This is a genomic window from uncultured Fibrobacter sp. (assembly GCF_900316465.1).
In the GTDB taxonomy this organism is placed as follows: domain Bacteria; phylum Fibrobacterota; class Fibrobacteria; order Fibrobacterales; family Fibrobacteraceae; genus Fibrobacter.
In genome coordinates, this window is record NZ_ONDD01000034.1 from 1 (window position 1) to 23,425 (window position 23,425).

Sequence of the window (23,425 nt, forward strand, 5' to 3'; positions counted from 1 at the left end):
GAGAAAAAATGGATCAGATTGTTAAAAAGGTTCAAGAACTAGGACTCACACTTCCCAAATGCCCGGCTCCACTTGCCGCTTACGTACCTGCCACCCGTAATGGCGACACTATTTATGTTTCGGGCCAATTGCCCTCGATTAACGGAGACTTTTCAGCTTTCTGTGGCTCTGTTCCGACCGAAGTTTCTGTTGAAAAGGCTGCCGAAGGCGCTGCAATTTGCCTTATGAACAACGTAGCTGCCGCACTCACGCTGCTCGAAGAAGACGAAACGCTTCGACTCGTGCAAATGCAGGGTTTTGTGCAGTCTGCCGCCGGATTCCACGAACAGCCGGCCGTACTGAATGGCGCCAGCGAACTTGCCGTGAAGATTTTTGGTGAAAACGGAAAACATGCCCGTACGGCAGTGGGCGTATCGAATTTGCCCAAGAATGTGGCGGTCGAAATCAGCTGCACTTTCCAGGTTTTGAAGGCGGAAGCCAAGTTCAACGGCCGTTACGGCTGGATTGAAGGCTAAAAAAAGTCCATTTTTCATAAAAAACGCCTTTTTAGAGACCCTTTCGGCTTCCGAGAGGGTCTTTTTATTCAAACTTCAATCCAAAAGTACATGATTTACGTTATTCAAAATTCAAAAATAACCAAACTTACATCAAAAACACGCAGATTTTCATAACCAAAAACAACAATATTTTCAAAAATAGGTACAAAATATGTAAAGTTTTCAGACTACGAGACATAAAAAAACTCAACTTTTCAAAAAATCTTAAAAATTTTTAGATATTTTAGAGTAAATCTCTTGCCACTGGGGGGCATTCGTTCTATATTTCAGCCATATTTTTAAAACAAGAACCTAATTTAGATAGGAAAAGTTATGGCAAATTCTCCATTAAGTGGCGCAGAGGTGATTATCGAATGCCTCAAGCGCGAAGGAATTGATACCATTTTCGGTTATCCCGGTGGATCGGCCATCCCGATGTTCGATGCCATTCTGGATTCCAATATTAAAGTAGTGTTGACCCGCCACGAACAGGGTGCTACCCACATGGCCGACGGTTACGCTCGCCAGACCGGCAAGGTCGGCGTCGCTCTCGTCACTTCTGGTCCGGGCGCCACCAACACCTTTACCGGTATCTACACCGCCCTTATGGATTCTAGCCCGATCGTGGTTCTTGCCGCCCAGACGACTACTCCGAACTTGGGTAAGGACGCCTTCCAGGAATGCGACACCAGCGGTATGACTTTTGCTGCTGTGAAACATTCTTACTTGGTGAAGGACTCCAACGACTTGCCGCGCATTATGAAGGAAGCCTTCCACATCGCACGCAGCGGCCGTCCGGGTCCCGTGCTTATTGACTTGCCGAAGGACGTGACTGCAGGCCCCTGCACCGCTCCGTTCACCGACAAGATGGACCTTCCGGGTTACAAGATCCCGAGCTACGCTTCTACCGAAAGCATCGAAAAGGCTGCTGAATACTTGAAGAAGTCCAAGAAGCCGCTCTTGCTCGTGGGTCACGGTGCCATGATTTCTGGCGCTAGCCGCCAGGTGAAGGAACTCGCCGAAAAGTTGAACGCCCCCGTGTGCTGCACTTTGCTCGGCCTCGGCACCTTCCCGACCGACCACGAACTTTCTTTGGGTATGCTCGGCATGCACGGCACCGTGTACGCCAACAAGGCTGTTCTCGATTGCGACTTGATTCTTTCGATCGGTAGCCGCTGGGACGACCGCATTACCGGTAAGCTTGACGTGTTCTGTAAGGACGCCATCAAGATGCACATCGACATTGACCCCGCCGAAGAAGGCAAGGTGTTGCAGCCAGATGTGTTCATGTGCGGCGATGCAAAGCTCGTTCTGGAACAGCTCCTCCCGCTCGTGGGCAAGCTCGACACCGCCGAATGGGTGAAGACTTGCCAGTCCTGGAAAAAGCGTTTCCCGCTGACCTACCCGAAGCAGGGCGGTCTCCGTATGCAGCATATTGTTCAGACGGTTAGCGACCTCACGCAGGGCAAGGCCATTGTCACGACTGACGTGGGCCAGCACCAGATGTGGGTGGCACAGTTCTTCCACACCAATTATCCGCGCCAGCTCCACTCCAGTGGCGGCGCAGGCACCATGGGCTTTGGCCTTCCGTCTTGCATTGGCGCCGCTTTCGGCAACGAAACCGGTTGGCCGGTGGTTACCTTCTGCGGTGACGGTGGTTTCCAGATGACCGAAGCAGAACTTGCAACGGCCGCTATTCACAAGCTCCCCATCAAGATTTTCGTGATGGACAACAAGTACCTGGGCATGGTGCGCCAGTGGCAGGACATGTTCTACGACAAGCGTTACAGCTGCGTGGACATGAAGGGCAACCCCGACTTCGTGAAGCTCGCTGAAGCTTACGGTATTCTGGGACTCCGCATCAAGCGTAGCGCCGACGCCGAACGCGTAATCCAGAAGGCTCTGGAATACAACGAAGGCCCGGTGCTCATCCACTGCGAATGCGAAAAGGAAGACAACGTGTTCCCGATGATTCCGGCCGGTGCTCCGATTACGAGCATGATTACCGAACAGCCGAAGACTCAACTTGAAAAGCCCACGGGATCGACCTAAGGAGATAAGCCATGTTAAAGGATAAAGCACATTCTATTAGTTTGTTAGTTGCAAACCGCCCGGGCGTGCTCGTGCGCATCGCCCTCGTGTTCTCCCGTCGTGGTTACAACATCGATTCCCTGGTGGTCTCCCCCACGCTCGACCCGAACTTTAGCCGCATGAACATCATCGCTCACGGTAATCCCGAGATCTTGATGCAGATTATCAAGCAGCTCGAAAAACTCGTGGACGTGGTGCAGGCCAAGGACCATACCGATACCGACGCCGTGGAAAAGGAACTCGCGCTCATCAAAGTGCGTTGCACTCCGGACCAGCGTACCGAAATTCTGCAGCTTTGCGACCACTTCCACGCCAATACCGTGGACATGACCGCTACTTCGATGATCATCCAGATCACCGGAAACAGCCAGAAGGTCGACACGCTCAAGAGCCTGTTGCAGAAGTTCGAAATCGTCGAATACATTCGCACGGGTAAGGTTATCATGCTCCGCGGCGAAGAACAAACGTAGCGGAAAAAAAAGACCGCTCAGCTCTTACGCATATCGGAAATCCGCCTCAAAAGGGCGGATTTTCTTGTATTTGGTCACAGGTTTTTGCAAAACAGCTTTTCTTATAGAAATCGGGGGCTAGTTTATATATATTTTGATTTGATGGAAGGAGTTCTGCTATGAAAATCGAGAAGAAAATCGTCAAAAACAGCGCGAAGCTAAGCCTTGCCGCCAAGAGCGCCATTGCAGCCTCGTTCGGTATTGCAGCAGTCGCATTGACTGCTTGTGAAGAAAGCGGCGATGTTGCAGCACCGGACCCGACCGATCTTGAGAAGCCTGAAACAGGGGCACCCGAAACCGAGTCTCCGAGCAGCTCTAGCATCGTCGATATTCCTCTGAGCCACGAGACCCTCAGCAGTTCGGCAGTCGAAGCGCTGTCGTCTGCAGCAGAACCAGATTTTCCGCCTCAAGCTGGAATCATTCCTCCTGACGAACAATACGTAGAATCCAGTTCTTCTTCCGAAGTCAAGCCCCTGAGCAGTTCTTCTTACGATGAACCGTATCCGCCTCCTGAAGCAGGCGTTATCGAAGCTCCCGATGAAAGCGACTTCGAAAGCAGTTCTTCAAGCGAAGTGAATGAGCAAAGCAGCTCCGCTGAAGAACCGGAGCCGCTTCCAGGCGACCCGATTATAGAAGAAAGTTCTTCGAGCGAAGTAGAACAGCCCACCAGTTCATCCGTCGATATACATGAAGTATGCCCGGACAACGACCCGTTCTGCATCCAGGTTCACATGTGTAACAACGAAGATGGCTGCATGGTCGCAAGCATGGTATCCACTTACGAACGATTTGACACCGCCGGATGAATTTAGTTCTATGCCTTACGGAACAGTGCAACTTGCGCTGTTCCTATTGTTATTATAAGGACACGCAATCCGCTCGCCACAATGTGATGGACGACGAAACGCTCGAGCAGGCAATTCGCGTGGGGCTAGAACGCAGCCTGTTTTTCAAGCAAAGCTATTTGAACATTACCTTTTTCGGTGGCGAACCATTACTGCGCAAAGACGCCATTTTCAAGGGTGTAAACATGGGCAAGGCATACCTTGCCGAAGCCATAGACAAGGGCGAAGCTCCCAGCAACTTCAAGCTCAACTTTGCAGTCAACACGAACGGCACGCTCTTCGACGATGCTTTCTTTGATTTTTGCGAGCGAGAGCATTTCCGCATTTACCTGTCGCTCGACGGTCCGGAACACCACCACAATATTGCACGCCGCACCGTAAACAACGGCGGCAGTTTCAAGGACATCGAGAAATACATTCCGCGATTCGTAAAGCTAGGCGCCGTCGCCTTAAGTACCGTAACACGCGCCCACATCGAGACCCTTGCCGAAAGCGTCAAGTGGTTACACGAGCAAGGATTCAGGAGCCTTACCACAAGCGTCGACTTTGACGGCAAATGGACCGGCGAAGATTTTGACAGACTCGCCTTGCAATACCAGAAGATGGCCTTGTACTGGAAGGAATGCCGCGAAAAAGGCGACAAGATGTTCCTAGGCACGATTCAGGATAAAATAAAATTATACCTTGCGAATTTGCGGTACCGGCAATATTCCTGCCACGTATACAACGGAGCCATTGGCGTCGCCACCAACGGCAACATGTTTCCGTGCACCAGGTTCATTACTTCGAACGAGAATCCACCTTACTTACAAGGTAACGTCTTTACCGGATTTAACGAAGAAGCTTGCGAACAAATTAGACTGTTCCTGGACACCGACAAAAAGGAATGCGAAGGCTGCGACATTCGCTACCGCTGCTGCGCACACGAATGCGCCTGCACTTCTTTTTACAGTACGGGTACGATCGAGGGCGTATCGCCCGAAGTCTGCACGCACGAGCGCATGCTCGCCGAAATCACCGACAAATTAATTTTGCAATAAGAATTACAAGTTCTCTGGAAAGCCGTAAAAGGAGATCCCGGCATTCGCCGGGATGACAAAGAGAGCGTCAAGATTGTCAACGAGGGAATCAAAAACCGAGAACGGCTTCGGAGATTTCGTTGGCTTCGTCGGAATAATCGTCGGCATAGTCCGGATTAAATTCGCCCCAGCCATCGCTGACGCCGCAACCCACACCCACATCTAAAGAAGACCACTTGAACGCACCGAACACGTGTTCGAAGCGATCCATCAAGTCGGCAAAGAAATCTTCGGGGAGTTCATCTTCGATGAGTACGGAGCCATCCATTGCCAAGAGTTCGCCTTCGGGCAATTCTTCGAAGCGGCATTCATATTCATCCATCATGACGTCGTCAACCGAGTACCACTCGCCCGAATCTTCGCTGGGCAAATCCATTTCTGGATACTGCTCCATCAGGGCATCATAAACGGCGGAAAGCTCGTCGGTGGTTCCGACAAAGCGCATCAGTATTCGACAATTCATAGAGTCTCCATTCTTAAAGCAAATATAGCCGTTTTTGCTCAAAAAATGAACTTTTGATTACAAAAGGGGCTTTTAAAGCCCTAAAAAGGGTAAAATGGAACCTTTTGTACCACATAAATTTTTTATATCACACTTTTTCTGCATAAATAAGAAAAAAGTAAGAATTTTTTCAGTTTTTTCCTTGTCGGGTTGCTCAAATTTTTATATCTTATGTATCAGAACTCTTTGTTCTCCTCCTAACCCCCAAAAAACTGGTCCGGCTCTGCTGGGCCAGTTTTCTTTTATAAAAAAGCCGAAATTCGCGAAAAAAGCTAAATATTGCACACAAAGTGTGCATTTAGTACGGCTCAGTCATGGTCAAAAAAAATGTTATTTTGCCGCGACTTTCGCCTTTTGCTAAATTTGGGGTCACTATGAAAAAGTCAGTACCTATCACACTGCTCACCGGTTACCTCGGAGCCGGAAAAACCACCCTTCTCAATTTTGTTCTCAACAACCAGCAAGGTTACCACGTCGCCGTGATCGTAAACGACATCGGCGAAGTGAACATCGACCAGACTCTTATTGAAAAAGGCGGAAACATCACCAAAGAAGATTCTGGAAAGGTTGTTCCGCTGTCTAACGGCTGCATTTGCTGCTCCCTGAAGACCGACCTTTTGGAACAAATTGCCGAACTGTTGGAAATGAACAAGTTCGACTATATTCTGATTGAAGCGAGCGGTATTTGCGAACCCATTCCTATCGCACAGACTATTTGCATGGCCGGCGCCCAGTTGCAGAGCCGCGACGGCCGTCCGCTCCCCTGCCACCTGGACAACATCGTGTCCGTAGTAGACGTGGCACGTCTCGCCGACGAATTCGCTGGCGGCCAGAAGCTTTTGTCCAAGGATCTTGAAGAAGAAGACATTGCAAACCTCTTGATCCAGCAGATTGAATTCTGCAACACGATCGTGATGAACAAGGTTGATAGTTTGTCCAAAACCGACCTCGAGCACGTGAAGGCCGTGGTTCGCGCCTTGCAGCCCGAAGCCAAGATGATCGAGACGAATTATGGCAAGGTCGAAATGAAGGATATCCTGGACACCAAGCAGTTCGACTTCGAAAAGGTCGGAAACTCCGCCGCCTGGGCCAAGGAACTCATGAAGGAAACGTCTCCTGAAGACGAAGACGACGATGACCATGACGAGCATGAACACCATCATCACGATGATGATCATGACGAACACGAGCATCACCACCATGATCATGATGACCACGACCATGAAGACCATAGCCACTGCGATCACGAACACGGCGTGTGCCATTGCGGCCACCACCACGACAAGGATCATCCGCATGGTGACGAATACGGCATCAGCACGTTTGTGTACGAACGCCGCCGTCCGCTGATTCGTGAACGCTTTGAAGTGTTGCTCGACGACTATCCGACCAGCATTATCCGCACCAAGGGTCTCGTATGGTTCGAAGACGAACGCGATAACAGCTACCTGTTCGAACAGGCCGGCAAGCAGGCTTCTGCCCAGAATTTCGGACCTTGGTTCGCCAGCGAAAGCGAAGCCGAACAGAAGCGCATTCTGCGCGAAAATCCGGATTTGCTCAAGGTGTGGGACGAAAAGTACGGCGACCGTATTATTCGTCTTGTCTTCATTGGCCAGCACATGGACAAGAAGAAGATTATCGCTGCGATGGACTCTTGCCTCGGAGAGTAATCAGCGGAATCTTGGATAGCCGTAAAAGAAGGTCCCACCTTGGTGGCCATGCGCACTAAGCAACAAGTTGCTAAGTGCTGTCCGCCCGGGTCAAGCCCGGGAAGACATTTAAAAACGTCCCGATTATCGGGGCGTTTTTATTTTATATTATATTTCATAAAAAAGGAAGGTAACATGTCTATCGGAATTCCTGAAATCATCTTGATTGTGGTCGTGGTGCTTTTGCTGTTCGGGGCAAAGCGCATTCCTGAACTCGCCCGCTCGCTCGGCAAGGCCCAGAACGAATACAAGAAGGCAAAGGACGCCCTGAAGGAAGAAGCCGAAGACTTGCAGAAGACGGTCGAGAAGGCTGCCGAAGCCGAAGACAAGAAATAAATTCGTTTCGAATGCAAGACGCGGAATCTAGTTTAGTTTCTCACCTGGAAGCGCTCCGGCGAGCGCTGATCCGTTCTTTTGTCGCGCTTGCGATTGGCATTGTCCCGCTCTTTTTAGCTTCGCCCTACGTCCTGGACTGGTTTTGCGAACAAATTACCTTACAGAGCGGAATCACGCTGCATTACTTTTCTCCGATGGAAGTATTCCTGCTGCAACTTAAGATTGCAGCCCTCCTGGACGTCGTTTTATTTTCGCCTTATATCGCCTGGAACATTTGGCAGTTCGTGCTGCCCGCGCTTTATGAAAAAGAAAAGCGATTCATCCGCTCGATTGTCGGGCTTACGAGCGCGCTGTTTATTGCAGGCGTTGCATTCTGCCTGATAGTATGTTTTCCGTTGATTGTGCAGTTCGGCATGAGCTTTGCGGGTGAAACGCTTACGCCCGTATTTGGCGTTTCGAATTTGATTTCGCTTGCGCTCTGGCTTTCGCTTGCGTTCGGTTGCATGTTCCAATTCCCGCTGGTGACGTACACCTTGATTCGCGGTGGCATCGTGAGCTACGAAACGGTTTGCGACAAGCGCCCGTATGTAGTCATCGGAATTCTTGTGGTGGCGGCATTGCTCACGCCGCCCGATATTTTAAGCCAGATTATCCTGGGCGCGCCAACTTACCTGCTTTTTGAAGCCGGACTCTTGGCAGCCCGAAAATTCCGCAATAAAAGCCCGAAATAAAATGCGTTAGTGATCGTCGCACGGATGTGGCAAGACTTGCGCAAGCAAGGCTTGATGAGCCGAAGGCGAGCAGAGCACGACCCGGCGAGGGACGAGCCGGGGAACGCCCCCTCTATATGAAACACTGTGTTGCATATAGAAAATATTTTTAAAAAGAATTGCAAAATCTTGTGATTTTTCTTAAAAAACTTAACTTTTGTTGCATAAAACTATTGACAGGGGGATAAAAAAGAGATATATTCTTGACATAACAGGATGGAAAACAATGAAACCGATAACTGAATACACCGACTTTCGCCAGCTGATGCTGGACTACTACGAAGACCGCAAGCGTCGTTCCGCGTTTTCGTGGCGTGATTTTTCGAAGGCCGCTGGATTTACATCGTCGTCGTACATGAAGGTCGTGTGCGATGGCAAAAGCAAGCTGAGTAAAATCGGCGTGGAACGCACCGGGGTCGCCATGGGCCTCGTGGGATTTGAAATGGAGTATTTCCGAGCCCTCGTGGAATTCGGGCAGGCCGGGACCGAAGACAAGAAGAAGGCTGCGTACGAGAGAATGCTTTCGATTGCCAAGGTTCACAAAGTCCGCGTGATGGAAGGCGACCTGTTCGAATTCTATGATTCCTGGCAAAACCCGGTGGTACGCGAGCTTGCACCCTTGATGCCGGGAGCAACCCCCGGCGAAATGGCCAAAATGTGCTATCCCGAAGTTTCGGCAGCCGAAGTGCAGCAGAGTCTGAACTTCCTGACCAAAGCGGGTCTCCTGAAGAAGGCTGGAGATTCCTTTACGCTGGCCGAGACATCGATCAAGGGCACACCGGACGCCACGCGACTTGCTTTAAGGGGTATGCATCGCATGATGTCCAAGCTCGCCACGCCCGCGATCGACCTCCCTGCTGGCGAACGCAACTTTAGCGGCGTCACCATGGGAGTGTCTCGCGAGAGTTACGACCGCATTGTCAAAGTATTGGACGAATGCCGCCGACAGATTATCGCGATTGCCGCCGAAGACAAGAGCATCGAACAAGTTTATCGTTTGAATTTACAATTATTCCCGCTTACTAAAAGCGTAAAGGAGAGCAAAAATGAAGAAGCTTAACATTTGCATCGCGGGCGCACTCGCCCTTCTCTGCACAAACTGCGGAGATTCCAATAGCGTAAACGTCACGGGCACAGCCGAAGACGTGAACGAAATCGCCGACAAGGGTTCCTCTAGCTCGGGCACTCCCGGGGCCGAATCCTCTAGCAGCGTAGACGAACAGCAGACGAATTCTTCGTCGAGCGGAGATGCACAGACTCCGCAGATTAACGACGGCTCGCTGGAAGCCTACCTGCAGCAATACGGTCTCGAAACCAAGCACCGTTTCGACAAGGCCGTGCTTGCATTTAACAAGAGCGAAATGGTCTCCAGGACTCCGGCTATGGATGGCTCCACAAATTCCACAGAATTTGATGGCGAAGGTGTCCGCAAGTTTGTACAGCAGAACATCGGCGCTATAGAAGCGCTGTTCCCGAAGGCTGCCGCCAAGTACGCCGACCTGGTTGAAGCCACCAAGAACGGCACGAACGAATGTTCGCTCTACTCCTTCAACCTCTACGGCAACGAAAAGTATGCCGGCCACGTGCTGGAATACGTCTCCCCCGACACCATGAAGGTCGTGGATATCGAAGCCAAGAACTGCGAAGAAAATACGAGCAACCAGATTGTTCGATTCCTGTTCAGCTACTGCGGTGACGTGAGCGAGGAACCGGTCGTTGAACGCACCACGGCAAAGTCGGACATCGCCAAGGAAAACTGCCCTGCCAGCAAGACCGACGACGAGTGGGTCAACGTGATTGACTCGAAGGATATCGTCACGAGTTCCTCTTCGGAAACACCGAGTTCTTCTGCCGCAGAAAATCCGGCATCCAGCTCCAGCAAGGAAGTCGAAACGTGCAGGCACATTTCAGATAACGAAGCATTGAAGCAAGGTGCCAATTGCAACTCCAGTACCGACACCGAAACCGTTATCGATTGCGTTACCGACAAAGAATACATTTGTGCTGCAAATTACTGGACACTGGCAGAGATATGCGCACCGGGCAGCGACTGTGACGGTGACGGCATTCCTGACGGAGTTCGCAGAATTGACTTGGAGCCCTGCGATACCGACACATTGCTCTATTTCTACGGACGCAGTTACCAGTGCATTGAAAACAAGTGGGTGTACCTGCCGCCTCCGGGCCCAGACAGCACCTATTCCCAGGCACGTAATGTCTCGGTACAGCCCCGCCAGGGAATGGCCGTAACCCCGCGTGTCGTGATAGTAAAGAATGCCGACGGAACCGTTTCTATCCGCGATGACGGTTACTACGTCACAAACAACTTCGTTATCAAAGATGTTTACACAGAACTTTCTGGTGATACCATCATCGTAGACGTCATCTACCCTGACGGAGCAAACCTACACTCCTACCAGATTAGCGCGCTCACGTTTACCGTCAGCAAGGAATACACAAACGTCAAGTACCTGAAGTACAAAGACGATGATCGTGTAAAGCCTTTGTTCGAGGAAGACGAATTGCTCCCCTGCGCAAGCTCTTCGACTTGCCAAGAGTGCGGAGAAGGTCTCGATTGTTAATCCGCTTTATCTCTTAAAGCGAACCGACAACTCGTTTAGCATCGGCCATGGCGCGGACCACAAGGGACGCGCCATTTGCACAGTCACCGACTGCGTAAATGTGGCGAGCGGGATCCGGAATGATCGCGGTACGCGGTGTCAGCTGCAGGCCCAAATCGTTCACGATGCCCTCGGCCGGAACTCCGGTAAAGCCCATAGCGAGCACAACAAGGTCGGTATCGATGACTTCAGTAGAATTCGGAACTTCGTTCGGCTTGAGCGGGCGCCCCTGCGGGGACATTTCCCATTCCACGCGGACAGCTTCGACACCTGCGACACGGCCATCTTTCACGATGAACTGCTTGGAAGATACATTCCAGCGACGTTCACCGCCTTCATGCTGAGCGTAGCTGGTACGCAGCATGTACGGCCAATCCGGCCACGGAGTGGACGGAGAACGTTCCTCGGGCGGCTTGGGCATAAATTCCACCTGGAGCACGCTTTCGCAGCCTTCGCGGATTGCCTTACCCACACAGTCGTTACCCGTATCGCCACCGCCAATTACCAAGACCTTGCGGCCCTTGGCGCTGAACTTTTCAGGATTCGTTTCGCCGGGTTTGTTTGCGCCATGCAAGAAATCGAGTGCGAGGAAGATACCTTCGGCTTCGCGGCCCGGGATTTTCAAGTCGCGGGCATTCGGCGTACCGATAGCGAGGAAGACTTCGTCAAAATTCTTGTGGATGTATTCCGCCGAAATGTCCTTGCCGATTTCGGTGCTGCAGACAAACTTGATGCCGGCTTCTTCGAGGAGCTTGACGCGGCGATCGATGACCGACTTGTCGAGTTTCCAGTTCGGAATACCGTAGCGCAGGAGGCCGCCCACCTTTTCACGCTTTTCGTAAACGGTAACGGCGTAGCCCTTGCGGCGGAGCGCTTCGGCAGCAAAGAGGCCTGCAGGACCCGAGCCGATCACCGCGGCAGTCTTGCCGTTCCATTCTGCAGCAGGGAGCGTTACGCGGCCTTCTTCGAAGGCGGTTTCGATGATATACTTTTCAATCTGGCGAACCATCACCGGGTCGTTATGCACGTTGCCCGTACAAGCGGATTCGCAAAGTGCGGGGCAAACGCGGCCCGTAAATTCGGGGAAGAACGCCGTCTTGCTGATGATGTTGTAGGCACGTTCGGCATTCCCTGCAGCGACAGCCGCATTGAATTCGGGCACCAGGTTACCAAGCGGACAACCCGCACCGTGACAGAACGGAATGCCACACGTATGGCAGCGTGAACCCTGCTGCACGATTTCCAGTGAAGTCAACTTGCGTTCGACTTCGTTGTTGTCCTTGATTCGCTCTTCGACAGGGCGGTAAACATCTGCGATTCTTTTAATTTCTTCCATATATACCTCAGCCCTTCTTTGCCAATGCGTTACGATAGTCGACCGGGAAGATCTTTACGAACTTCGGACGTTCGCTGTTCCAGTTTTCAAGGATGCGCTTACCCTTTTCGCTACCCGTTGCCTGAACGTGCTGTTCAATAAAGTCAATGAGTTCGCGTTCGCTGTCGGTACCGGCAAGCACACTTTCAAGGTCCACGGAGCCCACGTTGCAGCTTAGGTCGAAGTGACCCGTTTCGTCGTACACGTAAGCAAAGCCACCAGTCATACCTGCGGCGAAGTTCACGCCTACGCGACCGAGCACGACCACGCGACCACCCGTCATGTATTCGCAACCATGGTCACCCACGCCTTCCGAGACAAGGAGCATGCCGGAGTTACGGATACCGAAGCGTTCGCCAGCGAGACCGTTGATGAACACCTTACCGCTAGTACCACCGTAACCAATCACGTTACCGGCAATGACGTTGTCTTCGGCCTTGAAGGTGGCGTTGTGCGGCGGGCGCACGATAATCTTACCGCCCGAGAGGCCCTTACCCATAAAGTCGTTGGCTTCGCCTTCCAGATCGAGCGTGACACCCGGAGCAAGGAAGGCACCGAAGCTCTGGCCCGCGACACCCTGAAGGTGAATGCGGATGGTATCTTCGGGGAGGCCCTTCACGCCAAAGTGTTCGTCCACTTCGCCGGAAAGTTCCGTACCCACCGTACGGTCGGTGTTGTGCACCACCGTGCAGAGTTCCACGGCAGTACCCTTTTCGAGGGTTTCCTTGACGAACGGCAAGAGTTCGCGGCGGTCGAAGTTGACCAGTTCTTCCTTGACGTAGTTCTTGTCGAAAGACTTGACGCCACCCTTGACGGTTTCGAAAATCTTGGAGAAGTCGAGGTTCTTGGCCTTGTAGAAGGCGATGGCGGAATCCTTTTCGAGGAGGTCGCTACGGCCGCAGGCTTCTTCGAGAGAGCGGAGACCGAGGCTTGCGAGGATTTCGCGGACTTCGTCGGCGATGAAGAACAGGAAGTTTTCAACGTATTCCGGCTTGCCAGCAAAGCGCTTGCGGAAGTCGGCATCCTGCGTTGCAATACCCATGGGGCACTGGTTCGTATGGCACTTGCGGTCCATCACGCAACCAAGGCTTACGAGAAGGTTCGTAGCAAAGCCGAATTCTTCGGCACCGAGGAGGGCTGCCACCACAATGTCGCGGCCCGTCTTGAGCTGGCCATCGACCTGGAGCTTGATACGACCGCGCAAGTCATTGAGCACAAGGGTCTGTTCCGCTTCGGCAATACCGAGTTCCCACGGGAGGCCGGCATGCTTGATAGAGGTCAGCGGAGATGCACCCGTACCGCCATCGTGGCCAGAAATGAGCACCACGTCGGCATGAGCCTTGGCAACACCGGCTGCAACCGTACCCACACCCACTTCGGACACGAGCTTCACGGAAACACGAGCCTTCGGGTTGGAGTTACGCAGGTCGTAAATGAGCTGGGCCAAGTCTTCGATAGAGTAAATATCATGGTGCGGCGGAGGAGAAATCAGCGACACATTCGGCGTACTGTGACGGATACGAGCCACAAAGTCGTTCACCTTGTGAGCAGGCAGCTGGCCACCTTCACCGGGCTTTGCACCCTGAGCCATCTTGATCTGCAAATCCTTTGCGTGGCGCAGGTAGTCAATCGTGACACCAAAGCGGCCCGAAGCAATCTGGCGGATAGCGGAGCTACGGATATCACCGTTCGGAGCCGGAGTATCGCGATCCGGGTCTTCACCACCTTCACCGCAGTTGCTCATGGCACCGATGCGGTTCATGGCGATAGCGATGGTTTCGTGAGCTTCGGGGCTCAAAGAACCAAGGCTCATAGCGCCAGCCACAAAGTGCTTGACAATGGATTCGCGGCTTTCGACTTCGGAAATATCGATCGGAGTCGCTTCCTTGAACTTGAAGAGGCCGCGGAGCGTTGCCTGACGTTCGGACTGATCGTTAATGAGCTTGCTGTAAACCTTGAACTTTTCGTAGTCGCCACCCTGCACAGCCTGACGGAATGCGGCCAAGGACTGCGGAGTCCACAAGTGCTTTTCGCCTTCCTTGCGGTAAGCGTACTGACCACCGGACTGAAGCACCTTGCTTGCGTCGGCAAAGGCAATCTTCTGACGTTCGCCCACTTCGGTAGCGATTTCTTCGAGACCGATACCTTCGATGCGGCTTGCGGTACCCGGCAGGAACTTTTCGACGAGTTCCTTGTTCAGGCCAACAGCTTCGAAAATTTGGGCGCTGCGGTAGCTACGGAGGGTAGAAATACCCATCTTCGACATAATCTTGAGGAGGCCCTTATCGACAGCCTTCACGTAGTTGGCGGCAGCCGTCACCGGATCCACATCGAGGTCGCCGTTGTGGCACATGTTGGTAATGCTCTGGAAGGCAAGATACGGGTTGATGACCGTGGCACCGAAACCGAGCAACAGGGCAAAGTGCATGACTTCGCGGACTTCACCGGACTGCACCACCAGACCGATTTCAGGACGTACACCGGCTTCTACAAGGGCGCGGTTCACGCTAGCCGTTGCAAGCAGCGACGGAATAGGCACGTAACCCCAATCGATGTTCTTGTCAGTCAGAACGATGATATCGAAACCGTCATTCACGGCACGCACGGCATCGCCAGCGAGGTTCTGCAAGGCGGCTTCTAGGACTTCCCCATTGCCACCGAGCGGGAACTGCATCTTGAGTTCCTTGGCCTTGAAAGCCTTATCGCCGATGTTTTCAAAGCGGCGGATTTCGTCTTCGGTCACGATCGGGCGCGGGATCTTGATGAGGTGCGCCTGTTCCGGAGTTTCTTCGAGGATGTTGCCGTGGTTACCGATGTAGGTCGTAAGACTCATCACCAATTCTTCACGAATCGGGTCAATAGGCGGGTTCGTCACCTGAGCGAACAGCTGCTTGAAGTAGTTGAACAGCGGCTGCGGCTTGTCAGAGAGCACGGCGAGAGCGGCGTCGTTACCCATAGAACCGATAGGTTCTGCACCGTTCTTGGCCATGGGCTGCAAGATGATGGAGAGGTCTTCGGCAGAGTAACCAAAGCGCTTCTGCTGAACCAGAATATCGTCAGGAACGTCGGCCGGGTTAATTTCGCTAAAGAGGCCGCGAACGCTCATCTTGTTTTCGGCGACCCAGCGGCGGTACGGCTTGCTACGGGCCACGTAAGCCTTCATTTCGGCATTTTTCAAGATGTGGTGATTTTCGAGGTCGAGGTAAATGATTTCACCGGGTTTGAGGCGGCCCTTTTCTTCGACTTCGTCATCCTGCAGGTCGAGCACACCCGTTTCAGAAGCCATCACGAAGAGACCGTCTTTACATAAAGTGTAACGCGCCGGACGAAGGCCGTTGCGGTCGAGGATTGCACCGGCGTTCACACCGTCAGAGAAAGCGACAGCAGCAGGGCCATCCCATGGTTCCATAAGCATGGATTCGTATTCAAAGAAGCCACGCACGTCGCGGCCCAGGTAATGCTTTTGACCCCATGCCTGCGGCAAGAGCATCATCATCGCATGCGGGAGGCTACGGCCCGCAGCGACGAGAAGCTCAAACATGTTATCAAGGCTGGCAGAGTCGCTCTGGCCCGGCATAATCAGCGGCAAGAGCTTTGGCAAATCATCACCGATGACGTCGCTCTTCAGGAGCGGTTCGCGGGCGCGAAGGCTGTTCAGGTTACCGCGCAGGGTGTTGATTTCACCGTTATGAGCGAGGTAACGGAACGGGTGCGCGAGCGGCCAAGTTGGGAACGTGTTGGTAGAATAACGCTGGTGAACGAGAGCCAAGGGGCTTTCGAAATCGAGATCGTTCAGGTCCTTATAGAAGCCTTCGATCTGGCTTGCGAGCAACAGGCCCTTGTAAACGATACTCTTGCGGCTGCAGCTGCAAACATACACACCCTTGCAGGTCTTTTCGACCAAGCGGCGCACCACATAAAGCTTGATATCGAATTCTTCGTTGGTCTTGAACTTGGAGCCGTCAAAGAATACCTGGCGAATGTGCGGCAGGGTTTCGCGAGCCGTGTGACCGATGGTAGCGGGGTTCACCGGAACTTCGCGGAACTGGATGACATCTACACCTTCAGATTCGGCAACGCGCTTGATTTCGGCATCCAGGGCGTCGGCCGCGAGCGTATTTTCGACAAAGTACATGGCCACGCCGTAACGGGCCGGAAGATTCGGGTACAGCTTGCGGAAGAACTTATGCGGCATAGAAAGCAAAAGGCCAGCGCCGTCACCCGTTTCAGGGTCGCCACCAGCCGCACCGCGGTGCATGAGCCTTTTCAAGACCGTAATACCCTGCAACACAATCTGGTGCGAGGCAACATTATTAATATTGGCAACTAGGCCGACACCGCAGGCGTCGTGTTCGTTGGCCGGATCGTAAAGTGCTTGAGCGTTCATAAATAATCCTTGTTTTTACTTTTTTGCGCTCCGTATTTGCAAAATCCGTGCCAAATGGACAAAACCACCCGTCAATTATTGAAAAAGCGGTCAAAAATGTAAAACAAAAGCCGAATCATAAAATTCGGCTAAATTTTCGATTTCAAAAATTGTAAAGAATTACAGCGATTTTACATCAGATGTAAAGCATAAACTTTAACACACACTTTTAATTCTTGACGCAGCGAACCGACAAGCTAAAAGATAACGATTTATCAAGATAGAGAGAATCGAGAGTTTCTGTCCGGAACAATAGATCTTTCGCCTCATCCGATCGGTCGCTTATCCAAAATATCGCACCAACTCCTTCGCTTGACATTCTTCCCGACAAGTCCCATCCAGCAGCAATCGCAGAAAAGCCAAATTCATTTGTTCCCGTTGGCGCAGATTTTTCATTAGAGGTGAAACCAACCGACGATTTCAAAGCAGTCCCTACCGGAGTATCCGTCTGTGAAGCCACGTAATCATTCAAGATTTTCCAGTCTTTTTTCGATGGAATATGCCACCCTATAGGACAAACGTCTCGATACAAATCATTCTGTTTCGCCATTGCTGTTTTTCGTTTATAAAGTCGCCCATAGACTTCACAATTCGCCGCATTATTGTTGTAGCAGGAACTTCCATAGATGGCTTTGTAATTTAGATTCTCGGCAAACCACTCCTGGTCACCGACAACGACAGTTTTATAAACTGTTCCATCGCGTTCATCCTGAAACGAACCATATTGAGCTTTCGAAGAAAAGATTTGATTTCGTTCAAATGTATGCGACAACAAACCTGTTGTATCGTAATTTATAGTTTCAACATTTCCTCGATTTTTTATACAGCGGACATACAGTTTGTTTTGCTTGTAATACGCAGTAAGTTCATTCGAATTCTTTGCTAGACTAAATACATAGCCACAATCTGCACGGTCCTCATATTTAGCAGAATTGTATTCATCAACGCTCCAAAATAAAGCATTGTCAGATCGCTCAACAAAAATAGGGAATGCAGTGAACCCATATTTATCAAGCCTACCTGGACCCCATCCATATATAGATTGTAGGCTCATAGCAACATTACCATTGCCTTCCCGTGTACTGATAAAAGATCTCAGTTCATTCCAGTCTGCATTATTCGGAATATGCCACCCTTCTGGACACACCCCCTGGTGTTCAAGCCAGATTTCACCTTCAGGGACTCTACCGGCTTGGTTCACATAACTTACGTTCATAGCAGCAGTCCAACTATACCGACGGCCATTATCTTCACATTCACTTTCGTATTGTATTTTATTTCCTTCGTTCAAATTACAGCTTGTCTGATTAAGCAAATTATTTTCAAGAACGGCATCCGCCTCTCCATTAGTGAACTTGGCGAATTTAAGATTTTCGGCCATCCAGGTTTGATTCCCTATTTCCGTAGTCCTATAGGTTCGACCGTCACGGGGATCAATCAGGGTTCCATATTTAAAATCCTTGTTTACATATTCTTCTATTGGAACGACTCCGAAATGAATGTCCATATTGTGCCACCTCATATTCCCCCATTCTTTACGACAATAGTATGTTCTCGACGTATCAATAAGACCTTTAGCCTTTTCACCTTCCTCATTACAAATCAGGCCTTCGGTGTTTTCGTCATCTGAAATCAGGCTCAAATCTATTTCCGAAGAACTCGAGAGGTCCTCTACGCTTGACGAGGAATTTTCAGCAGAATCCGAGGACAAATTGTTTGAATTTGAAGAAGACGCTGTTGCACTAGATGAAGATTCTTTTGTTTGAGAACTCAACGGCACAGCAGATTCGCTCGATGAAGAATCCTCCATTTTGGAAGAGGAACTTTCTCCCAAAGGAATTTCTTTTGCGGAAGACGAAGATATTTTCGCGGACGAAGACAGTTCCGTTTCAGCGGAGCTAGACAAATATTCAACCTCTGTATTAGAACTAAGTGATTCTAACTGTTCTACCCCAGCAGCAGAATTATCATTTTCTCCGCATGCAGCAAACAGCAAGGCAAACAAAACGCTATAGGAAAGTTTTTTCATCATTTTTAATATAGAAAAAGCTTCTATTTTGAAAAAAAAAGTACTATTCGAACACTTTCTTCTTGCGTTGGTCGCGACCGATCAAAATAAGGCTCACGACCACATCGGCAAGCAGTGCCACCGAGGTGAAAATCCATGCGGTAGAATGCCCGCAGGTTACCTGGAAGAACAGCACCGAGAGGCTCCAGCCAATAATTGTCTGGAACACCATCATGAGTGTTCCGTAGAAGCGCCCGAGTTCGCGGAAGGCGGTACCCATGGCGGCAAGACACGGCACATAGAGCAAGATGAACAGCAAGTAGGCCAGCACCTGGAAGCGCCCGAGGTTGAAATGCGCCTGCATCGTCTTGTATGCGCCTTCGTTTCCGGCACTTTCGGATTCATCAATCGCATCCTTGACGCCCAGCGGGTTTGCAATCGAGGTAAAGACTTCTACCAGGTTCGCCGGGACACTCACGAGAGCTTCTTTCACCGTGGATTTCAGGCTAAAGCCTTCGTCCGCGGCAGTTTCTTCCGGGGCCGCGTCGGCCTCCCCTACAGCCGCAGAATTTTCAGCCGCGTCGCCCGTGCCCTCGATGGCGTACAGCGAATTGAGCGTTCCGACAATGGCTTCCTTCGCAAAAAGCCCCGTAAAGAGTGCGACCGAAGCAGGCCAGTTATCGCGTTCAACACCGAAGGGTTCGAACACCGGCGTAATCACCGTGCCCACGGCACTCAGCACCGACTTTTCGTTGTTGTCGTTACCGAAACTTCCGTCAGTGCCGACGGAGCCCATAAAGCCGAGCACCGTCACCATGATGAGCACGACCTTGCCCGCGCGGAAAACGAATTCCTTGAGGCGGAGCCATGCATGGCGGAAAAGGTTACGCACCTTGGGCAAATGGTAAGGCGGCAATTCCATGATGAAGGTCGATTCCTTGCCCATGAAAACCGTATGGCGCAAGAGCAGACCGTAAATCAACGCAATCACGATGCCCGTCAGGTAAATCCCGAACACAAGCGTTCCTGCGCTTTCACCGAAGAACGCCGCGCCGAACAGAGCATACACCGGGAGACGCGCGCCGCAGCTCATGAACGGCACCAGGAACAAAGTAAGGAACCTTTCGCGCTTGTTTTCGAGCGTACGCGTGCCCATGAGCGCCGGCACCGAGCAGCCAAACCCCACGATCATTGGCACGAATGCCTTGCCCGGGAGCCCGAGGAACCGCATAAAGCGATCCGCCACGAACGCTGCACGGGACATGTAGCCGGAATCCTCGAGGAACGAAAGGCAAAGGAACATGAAGAAAATGACCGGAATGAACGTCGATACCGTCTGGATGCCCGTACCGATGCCGTTCGCCAACAGCGCCACGACAACGCCCGGAGCGCCAATCTTCGTCAGGAGTTCCGTCATGCCGTCCACAAAGATTCCGCCGAACAGGATGTCGAAGAAATCAATAAACGCACTGCCGACCTTCACCGCAAACCAGAACACCAGATACATGGCGACAAGGAAAAGCGGAATTCCCAGAATGCGGTTCAAGAAGAGCTTATCGAGTTTGTCGGTTCGCGTACGCTTGTTCGTGTTGTCGCGAATCACCGCCTTCGCAATATCGCGGGCGTAGGAGTAGCGGGAATCGGCTAACGCAAATTCCACCTCTTCGCCCAAGTCCTCTTCGATCTTGTCGTGCGGAATTTCGACACCGAGTTCGTCAGCTAGTTCAAGCACTCGCCCGCTATGCTCCAGGTACTGCACCGCCGTCCAGCGGGGGCTTGCACCGAGTTTGTCGGCCACAGGCTTGAGTGGCACCGCAATTTCTTCAATCAGCTTTTCCAGGACTTCGGAATGCTTGACCGCCTTCGGGAGCGGAAGTTCGCGGCTGTTATGCAGCAGCTTGTGCAAGTCGTTCACGAAGCCTTCGCAACTCTTGGGCGACACAGCCGTGAGGCCAATCGCCGTCACGCCGAGGATTTCTTCGAGCTTGTGCAGGTCCACATGGATGCCGCGACTCGCCGCGATGTCCATCATGTTCACCGCCAAGACCATCGGCACGCCCTTTTCCATCAGCTGGCTCGTGAGGAACAGGTTGCGTTCCAGGTTCGTCGCATCCAAAATGTTCACGACCAGGTCCGCCTCGCCCTTGAGCAAGTAATCGAGAGCGGCGCGTTCGTCTTCGGAGTTTGCAAACAGTGCGTAAATACCCGGCAAGTCCACCACGCGAATCGTGTGGTTGTCGAGCTTAAACTGGCCTTCCTTCTTTTCGACAGTCACGCCAGGCCAGTTGCCCACAATCTGGTTCGAGCCGGTCAGCGAGTTAAAGAGCGCCGTCTTTCCGCAGTTCGGGTTGCCCGCAATCGCAATCGTGAAAACTTCTTTCTCGATAGGCATCAGACTCTCCTCAACTTGAGCACGTTGGCTTCTTGTTTACGGAGCGAAAGCCTGTACGAAAGCACGCTCACCTCGACCGGGTCGCCGAGCGGAGCCACCTGCAAAACCTGCAGCACCACACCGCGCACAAGCCCCATCGACAAAAGCTTGGACTTGTACTGAGAATCACCCGTGTTGTATCCAATAATTTCGGCCTTGTCGCCTTTTTTTAGTTCCGAAAACTTCGGTTCGTTATTCATACACCAACGATTTACTTTTTCGTAGATTTTGTAGCCTTCGACTTTTTCGACGGTTCACAGGGCGCGTTCACAAACTCCTCGATTTTCTCGAGAGTCTCCGCCGAAAGGATGTGTTCCATGCAGCAGGCGTCCTTGTCGGCAATCGCCTCGGACACGCCAAGCTTGATCAGGAAACCCTTCAGCAGGATGTGACGGTTCAGGATCTGGGACGCCACAAGCGCACCTTCCGAAGTGAGTTCAATGCCGCTGTAGGGCTCCTGCGTCACAAGGCCCAGCTTCTTGAGTTCGATTACCGCCTTGGCAACCGACGGCATCTTGACCTTGAGCGCCGCCGCAATGTCGCGGACACGGGCAATCCCGTTCGCAAGGCGCAGCATGTGCACCATTTCCAAGTAGTCTTCAAGGCTCTGACTTAACTTTACTTGTTCCATAGGACGGCTCCGATTAGACAAAAAACACACCTTATATATTAGTCAACGCTAAATTTAGAAAGCCACGGCTAATTAGTAAAGGCTAAACCTTGAAAAGCATATCAAAAAGGACTGCAGCAAATTGCTACAGTCCCGTTTTTGCGCATTATGCGAGGTAATTAGAAGCTGTACACCGTTTCAAGACCGAAACGCAGAGCATTGTCGTCTTCGTTATCCTGCACGGCAACATCCACCATGCCGAAAGCGGTGATTTCTAGGTTTTCGACCGGAGTGATGTAGACACGGGCACCGACATCGAACGTTGCAGCGGTATCGTCATCATCATCCAAGGTGTGCGTGTGGTATTCTACAGGAATGCCGAACTTGATGAATTCAGCAAGCTTGAAAGCCGGTTCGGCATACACGAAGAAGTATTCCGGAATTTCGCCGTTGTCAAGATCGCTGGCGTCTTCGGTGGCATCGCCCCTATCGATGATGGCATAGAAGGCGGTCGTCTTGATATCGAACATACCCACTTCGAAGGTCGGCTCAACCAAGAAGGCGTGAGCGGTAGAAGTCCAATCCTGGCCTTCCACGACATCGCCGTCGTCACCCAGGTAGTCGGCATGGAAGCCATACACAGCCCTGAAGCCGAAACCACCGAGAGAGAGGCCCGCTTCGACACCGGCATGGAGTTCGTTATGCTGAGTGGTCTGGAAGCTCTTGTAGTCTACATACGGACGCAAGTGCTGACCGGCATAGTCGAATTCGTAAGCGGCGTGCACATCGTAAACCTTGGCACCTTCTTCGTCGGCCCAGTCGTTATCGCCACGACCAAAGCCAACACCGAGAATGAAGCCTGCCAAGTCGATTTCAAGACCGCGGAGAACTCCGGCGTGGACTACCTGATCCTCACCTGGGGCATGAGGTCAAAAGAAAACCTCCTGGGAAGCGGTGTTCCTCAGGAGGCCCTGATTCCTGACCTCAGCGGTCTGGAAGACTATTTCATCTGATTATCTCGTTCTCCTTGCAGAGAAGCTCATCAAGCTGTGCGGCAATGGCCTTCCTGTTCAGGTTCTTGCCGATGATGCAGAGCCTGATCATCCTGTCTCCGACCTGATCATCCCAGTCCTCGCGGATTGAGGGGTTCTCAGCCAGGATCTGCTTGCGCTGTGATGCCGGTGCGGATGCGATCCACTTGCCGTAAGGCCCGCAGAGAAGCTGGCGGCCTGAGGTCTCAAAGACGTAGGCTGTGTCATACTCATCACCGAACCACATAAGACCCTTGCACCTGATGATGTCCTTGGGCCAGTCCTTCACGAAGGCTCTGAGCTTATTCCTGTTCATCGGTGTCCTTCTGTAGTAGATGAAGGTCCCTATTCCGTACTCGTCCTCGCTCTCGCCCTCGTGCCTGTGCTCGTGATGATGGTGCTCATGTCCGTGATGCTCATGATGCTCATGCTCGTCGTCATCGTCATCATCGTCGTGGTCATGGTGGTGGTGATGATGCTCGTGCTCCTCATGCTCCTCATGGTCATGATGATCGTGATCATCATCGTCATCCTCGTCGTCTCCGA

The 23,425-nt window shown here is 51.9% G+C and carries 19 protein-coding genes; 10 read left to right on the plus strand and 9 right to left on the minus strand.

Annotated features, from left to right (window positions below):
• The 5 genes from QZN53_RS11220 to QZN53_RS11240 form a co-directional block, all read left to right on the plus strand.
• A partial coding sequence (locus QZN53_RS11220; RefSeq protein ID WP_294653164.1) for a RidA family protein occupies window positions 1–515 on the plus strand: 515 nt, incomplete at its 5' end.
• A 354-nt stretch (window positions 516–869) separates the two neighbouring features.
• Entirely contained in the window at window positions 870–2,588 is a 1,719-nt protein-coding gene (gene ilvB / locus QZN53_RS11225; protein ID WP_163439035.1) for a biosynthetic-type acetolactate synthase large subunit, read from the plus strand.
• 11 nt (window positions 2,589–2,599) lie between these two features.
• Window positions 2,600–3,097 (plus strand): acetolactate synthase small subunit, encoded by a 498-nt coding sequence (ilvN, locus tag QZN53_RS11230; RefSeq protein WP_072799415.1) that lies wholly within the window; start codon window positions 2,600–2,602, stop codon window positions 3,095–3,097.
• A 158-nt stretch (window positions 3,098–3,255) separates the two neighbouring features.
• On the plus strand, window positions 3,256–3,942 hold the full coding sequence (locus QZN53_RS11235; protein ID WP_163439036.1) for a hypothetical protein: 687 nt from the start codon (window positions 3,256–3,258) through the stop codon (window positions 3,940–3,942).
• On the plus strand, window positions 3,939–5,021 hold the full coding sequence (locus QZN53_RS11240; protein ID WP_163439037.1) for a radical SAM protein: 1,083 nt from the start codon (window positions 3,939–3,941) through the stop codon (window positions 5,019–5,021). Before QZN53_RS11235 ends, QZN53_RS11240 begins: the two co-directional genes overlap by 4 nt.
• 88 nt (window positions 5,022–5,109) lie before the next feature.
• Here QZN53_RS11240 and QZN53_RS11245 read toward each other — a convergent pair whose 3' ends face one another.
• Window positions 5,110–5,523: a hypothetical protein gene (locus tag QZN53_RS11245; RefSeq protein WP_163439038.1), complete on the minus strand. Its 414-nt coding sequence runs from the start codon at window positions 5,521–5,523 to the stop codon at window positions 5,110–5,112.
• A gap of 413 nt (window positions 5,524–5,936) precedes the next feature.
• On the opposite strand from QZN53_RS11245, the gene QZN53_RS11250 reads away from it, so the two are divergent.
• The 5 genes from QZN53_RS11250 to QZN53_RS11270 all read left to right on the plus strand — a co-directional run bounded on the left by QZN53_RS11250 (window position 5,937) and on the right by QZN53_RS11270 (window position 10,959).
• Window positions 5,937–7,232, plus strand: a complete 1,296-nt coding sequence (locus QZN53_RS11250; RefSeq protein ID WP_163414817.1) for a GTP-binding protein — start codon at window positions 5,937–5,939, stop codon at window positions 7,230–7,232.
• 174 nt (window positions 7,233–7,406) lie between these two features.
• Window positions 7,407–7,607 carry a twin-arginine translocase TatA/TatE family subunit gene (tatA, locus tag QZN53_RS11255; protein ID WP_072797201.1) on the plus strand — a complete coding sequence of 67 codons (201 nt, stop codon included), beginning with the start codon at window positions 7,407–7,409 and terminating at the stop codon, window positions 7,605–7,607.
• Between the two features lie 11 nt (window positions 7,608–7,618).
• Window positions 7,619–8,338 (plus strand): twin-arginine translocase subunit TatC, encoded by a 720-nt coding sequence (tatC, locus tag QZN53_RS11260; protein WP_163439039.1) that lies wholly within the window; start codon window positions 7,619–7,621, stop codon window positions 8,336–8,338.
• Between the two features lie 265 nt (window positions 8,339–8,603).
• Complete coding sequence (locus tag QZN53_RS11265; protein WP_163439040.1) at window positions 8,604–9,437, plus strand: TIGR02147 family protein; 834 nt, start codon at window positions 8,604–8,606, stop codon at window positions 9,435–9,437.
• Window positions 9,424–10,959: a hypothetical protein gene (locus QZN53_RS11270; RefSeq protein WP_163439041.1), complete on the plus strand. Its 1,536-nt coding sequence runs from the start codon at window positions 9,424–9,426 to the stop codon at window positions 10,957–10,959. The genes QZN53_RS11265 and QZN53_RS11270 overlap by 14 nt, the downstream gene beginning before the upstream one ends.
• Window positions 10,960–10,972: 13 nt before the next feature.
• Here the strand turns inward: QZN53_RS11270 and QZN53_RS11275 are convergent, their stop codons facing one another.
• The 8 genes from QZN53_RS11275 to QZN53_RS11310 form a co-directional block, all read right to left on the minus strand.
• Entirely contained in the window at window positions 10,973–12,334 is a 1,362-nt protein-coding gene (locus QZN53_RS11275; protein ID WP_163439042.1) for a glutamate synthase subunit beta, read from the minus strand.
• 7 nt (window positions 12,335–12,341) lie between these two features.
• Window positions 12,342–16,760 (minus strand): glutamate synthase large subunit, encoded by a 4,419-nt coding sequence (gltB, locus tag QZN53_RS11280; protein WP_163439043.1) that lies wholly within the window; start codon window positions 16,758–16,760, stop codon window positions 12,342–12,344.
• 208 nt (window positions 16,761–16,968) lie between these two features.
• On the minus strand, window positions 16,969–18,828 hold the full coding sequence (locus QZN53_RS11285; protein WP_163439044.1) for an FISUMP domain-containing protein: 1,860 nt from the start codon (window positions 18,826–18,828) through the stop codon (window positions 16,969–16,971).
• Window positions 18,829–18,871: 43 nt separating this feature from the next.
• The gene (gene feoB / locus QZN53_RS11290) at window positions 18,872–21,199 is read right to left on the minus strand and encodes a Fe(2+) transporter permease subunit FeoB (protein WP_163439045.1); all 2,328 of its coding nucleotides are present in this window, start codon (window positions 21,197–21,199) and stop codon (window positions 18,872–18,874) included.
• On the minus strand, window positions 21,199–21,438 hold the full coding sequence (locus tag QZN53_RS11295; protein WP_072799394.1) for a FeoA family protein: 240 nt from the start codon (window positions 21,436–21,438) through the stop codon (window positions 21,199–21,201). The genes feoB and QZN53_RS11295 overlap by 1 nt, the downstream gene beginning before the upstream one ends.
• Before the next feature lie 11 nt (window positions 21,439–21,449).
• The gene (locus QZN53_RS11300) at window positions 21,450–21,869 is read right to left on the minus strand and encodes a metal-dependent transcriptional regulator (protein ID WP_163439046.1); all 420 of its coding nucleotides are present in this window, start codon (window positions 21,867–21,869) and stop codon (window positions 21,450–21,452) included.
• Window positions 21,870–22,027: 158 nt separating this feature from the next.
• Window positions 22,028–22,714, minus strand: a complete 687-nt coding sequence (locus tag QZN53_RS11305; RefSeq protein ID WP_163439047.1) for a hypothetical protein — start codon at window positions 22,712–22,714, stop codon at window positions 22,028–22,030.
• Between the two features lie 139 nt (window positions 22,715–22,853).
• Window positions 22,854–23,228 (minus strand): GTP-binding protein, encoded by a 375-nt coding sequence (locus tag QZN53_RS11310; RefSeq protein WP_367269190.1) that lies wholly within the window; start codon window positions 23,226–23,228, stop codon window positions 22,854–22,856.
• Window positions 23,229–23,425 lie beyond the last annotated feature (197 nt).

Excerpts from the sequence above, each read along its gene's own strand:
- ilvB (WP_163439035.1), top strand. The coding sequence starts at position 870 with ATGGCAAATTCTCCATTAAGTGGCGCAGAGGTGATTATCGAATGCCTC.
- ilvN (WP_072799415.1), top strand. The coding sequence starts at position 2,600 with ATGTTAAAGGATAAAGCACATTCTATTAGTTTGTTAGTTGCAAACCGC.
- QZN53_RS11235 (WP_163439036.1), top strand. The coding sequence starts at position 3,256 with ATGAAAATCGAGAAGAAAATCGTCAAAAACAGCGCGAAGCTAAGCCTT.
- QZN53_RS11240 (WP_163439037.1), top strand. The coding sequence starts at position 3,939 with ATGAATTTAGTTCTATGCCTTACGGAACAGTGCAACTTGCGCTGTTCC.
- QZN53_RS11245 (WP_163439038.1), bottom strand. The coding sequence starts at position 5,523 with ATGAATTGTCGAATACTGATGCGCTTTGTCGGAACCACCGACGAGCTT.
- QZN53_RS11250 (WP_163414817.1), top strand. The coding sequence starts at position 5,937 with ATGAAAAAGTCAGTACCTATCACACTGCTCACCGGTTACCTCGGAGCC.
- tatA (WP_072797201.1), top strand. The coding sequence starts at position 7,407 with ATGTCTATCGGAATTCCTGAAATCATCTTGATTGTGGTCGTGGTGCTT.
- tatC (WP_163439039.1), top strand. The coding sequence starts at position 7,619 with ATGCAAGACGCGGAATCTAGTTTAGTTTCTCACCTGGAAGCGCTCCGG.
- QZN53_RS11265 (WP_163439040.1), top strand. The coding sequence starts at position 8,604 with ATGAAACCGATAACTGAATACACCGACTTTCGCCAGCTGATGCTGGAC.
- QZN53_RS11270 (WP_163439041.1), top strand. The coding sequence starts at position 9,424 with ATGAAGAAGCTTAACATTTGCATCGCGGGCGCACTCGCCCTTCTCTGC.
- QZN53_RS11275 (WP_163439042.1), bottom strand. The coding sequence starts at position 12,334 with ATGGAAGAAATTAAAAGAATCGCAGATGTTTACCGCCCTGTCGAAGAG.
- gltB (WP_163439043.1), bottom strand. The coding sequence starts at position 16,760 with ATGAACGCTCAAGCACTTTACGATCCGGCCAACGAACACGACGCCTGC.
- QZN53_RS11285 (WP_163439044.1), bottom strand. The coding sequence starts at position 18,828 with ATGAAAAAACTTTCCTATAGCGTTTTGTTTGCCTTGCTGTTTGCTGCA.
- feoB (WP_163439045.1), bottom strand. The coding sequence starts at position 21,199 with ATGCCTATCGAGAAAGAAGTTTTCACGATTGCGATTGCGGGCAACCCG.
- QZN53_RS11295 (WP_072799394.1), bottom strand. The coding sequence starts at position 21,438 with ATGAATAACGAACCGAAGTTTTCGGAACTAAAAAAAGGCGACAAGGCC.
- QZN53_RS11300 (WP_163439046.1), bottom strand. The coding sequence starts at position 21,869 with ATGGAACAAGTAAAGTTAAGTCAGAGCCTTGAAGACTACTTGGAAATG.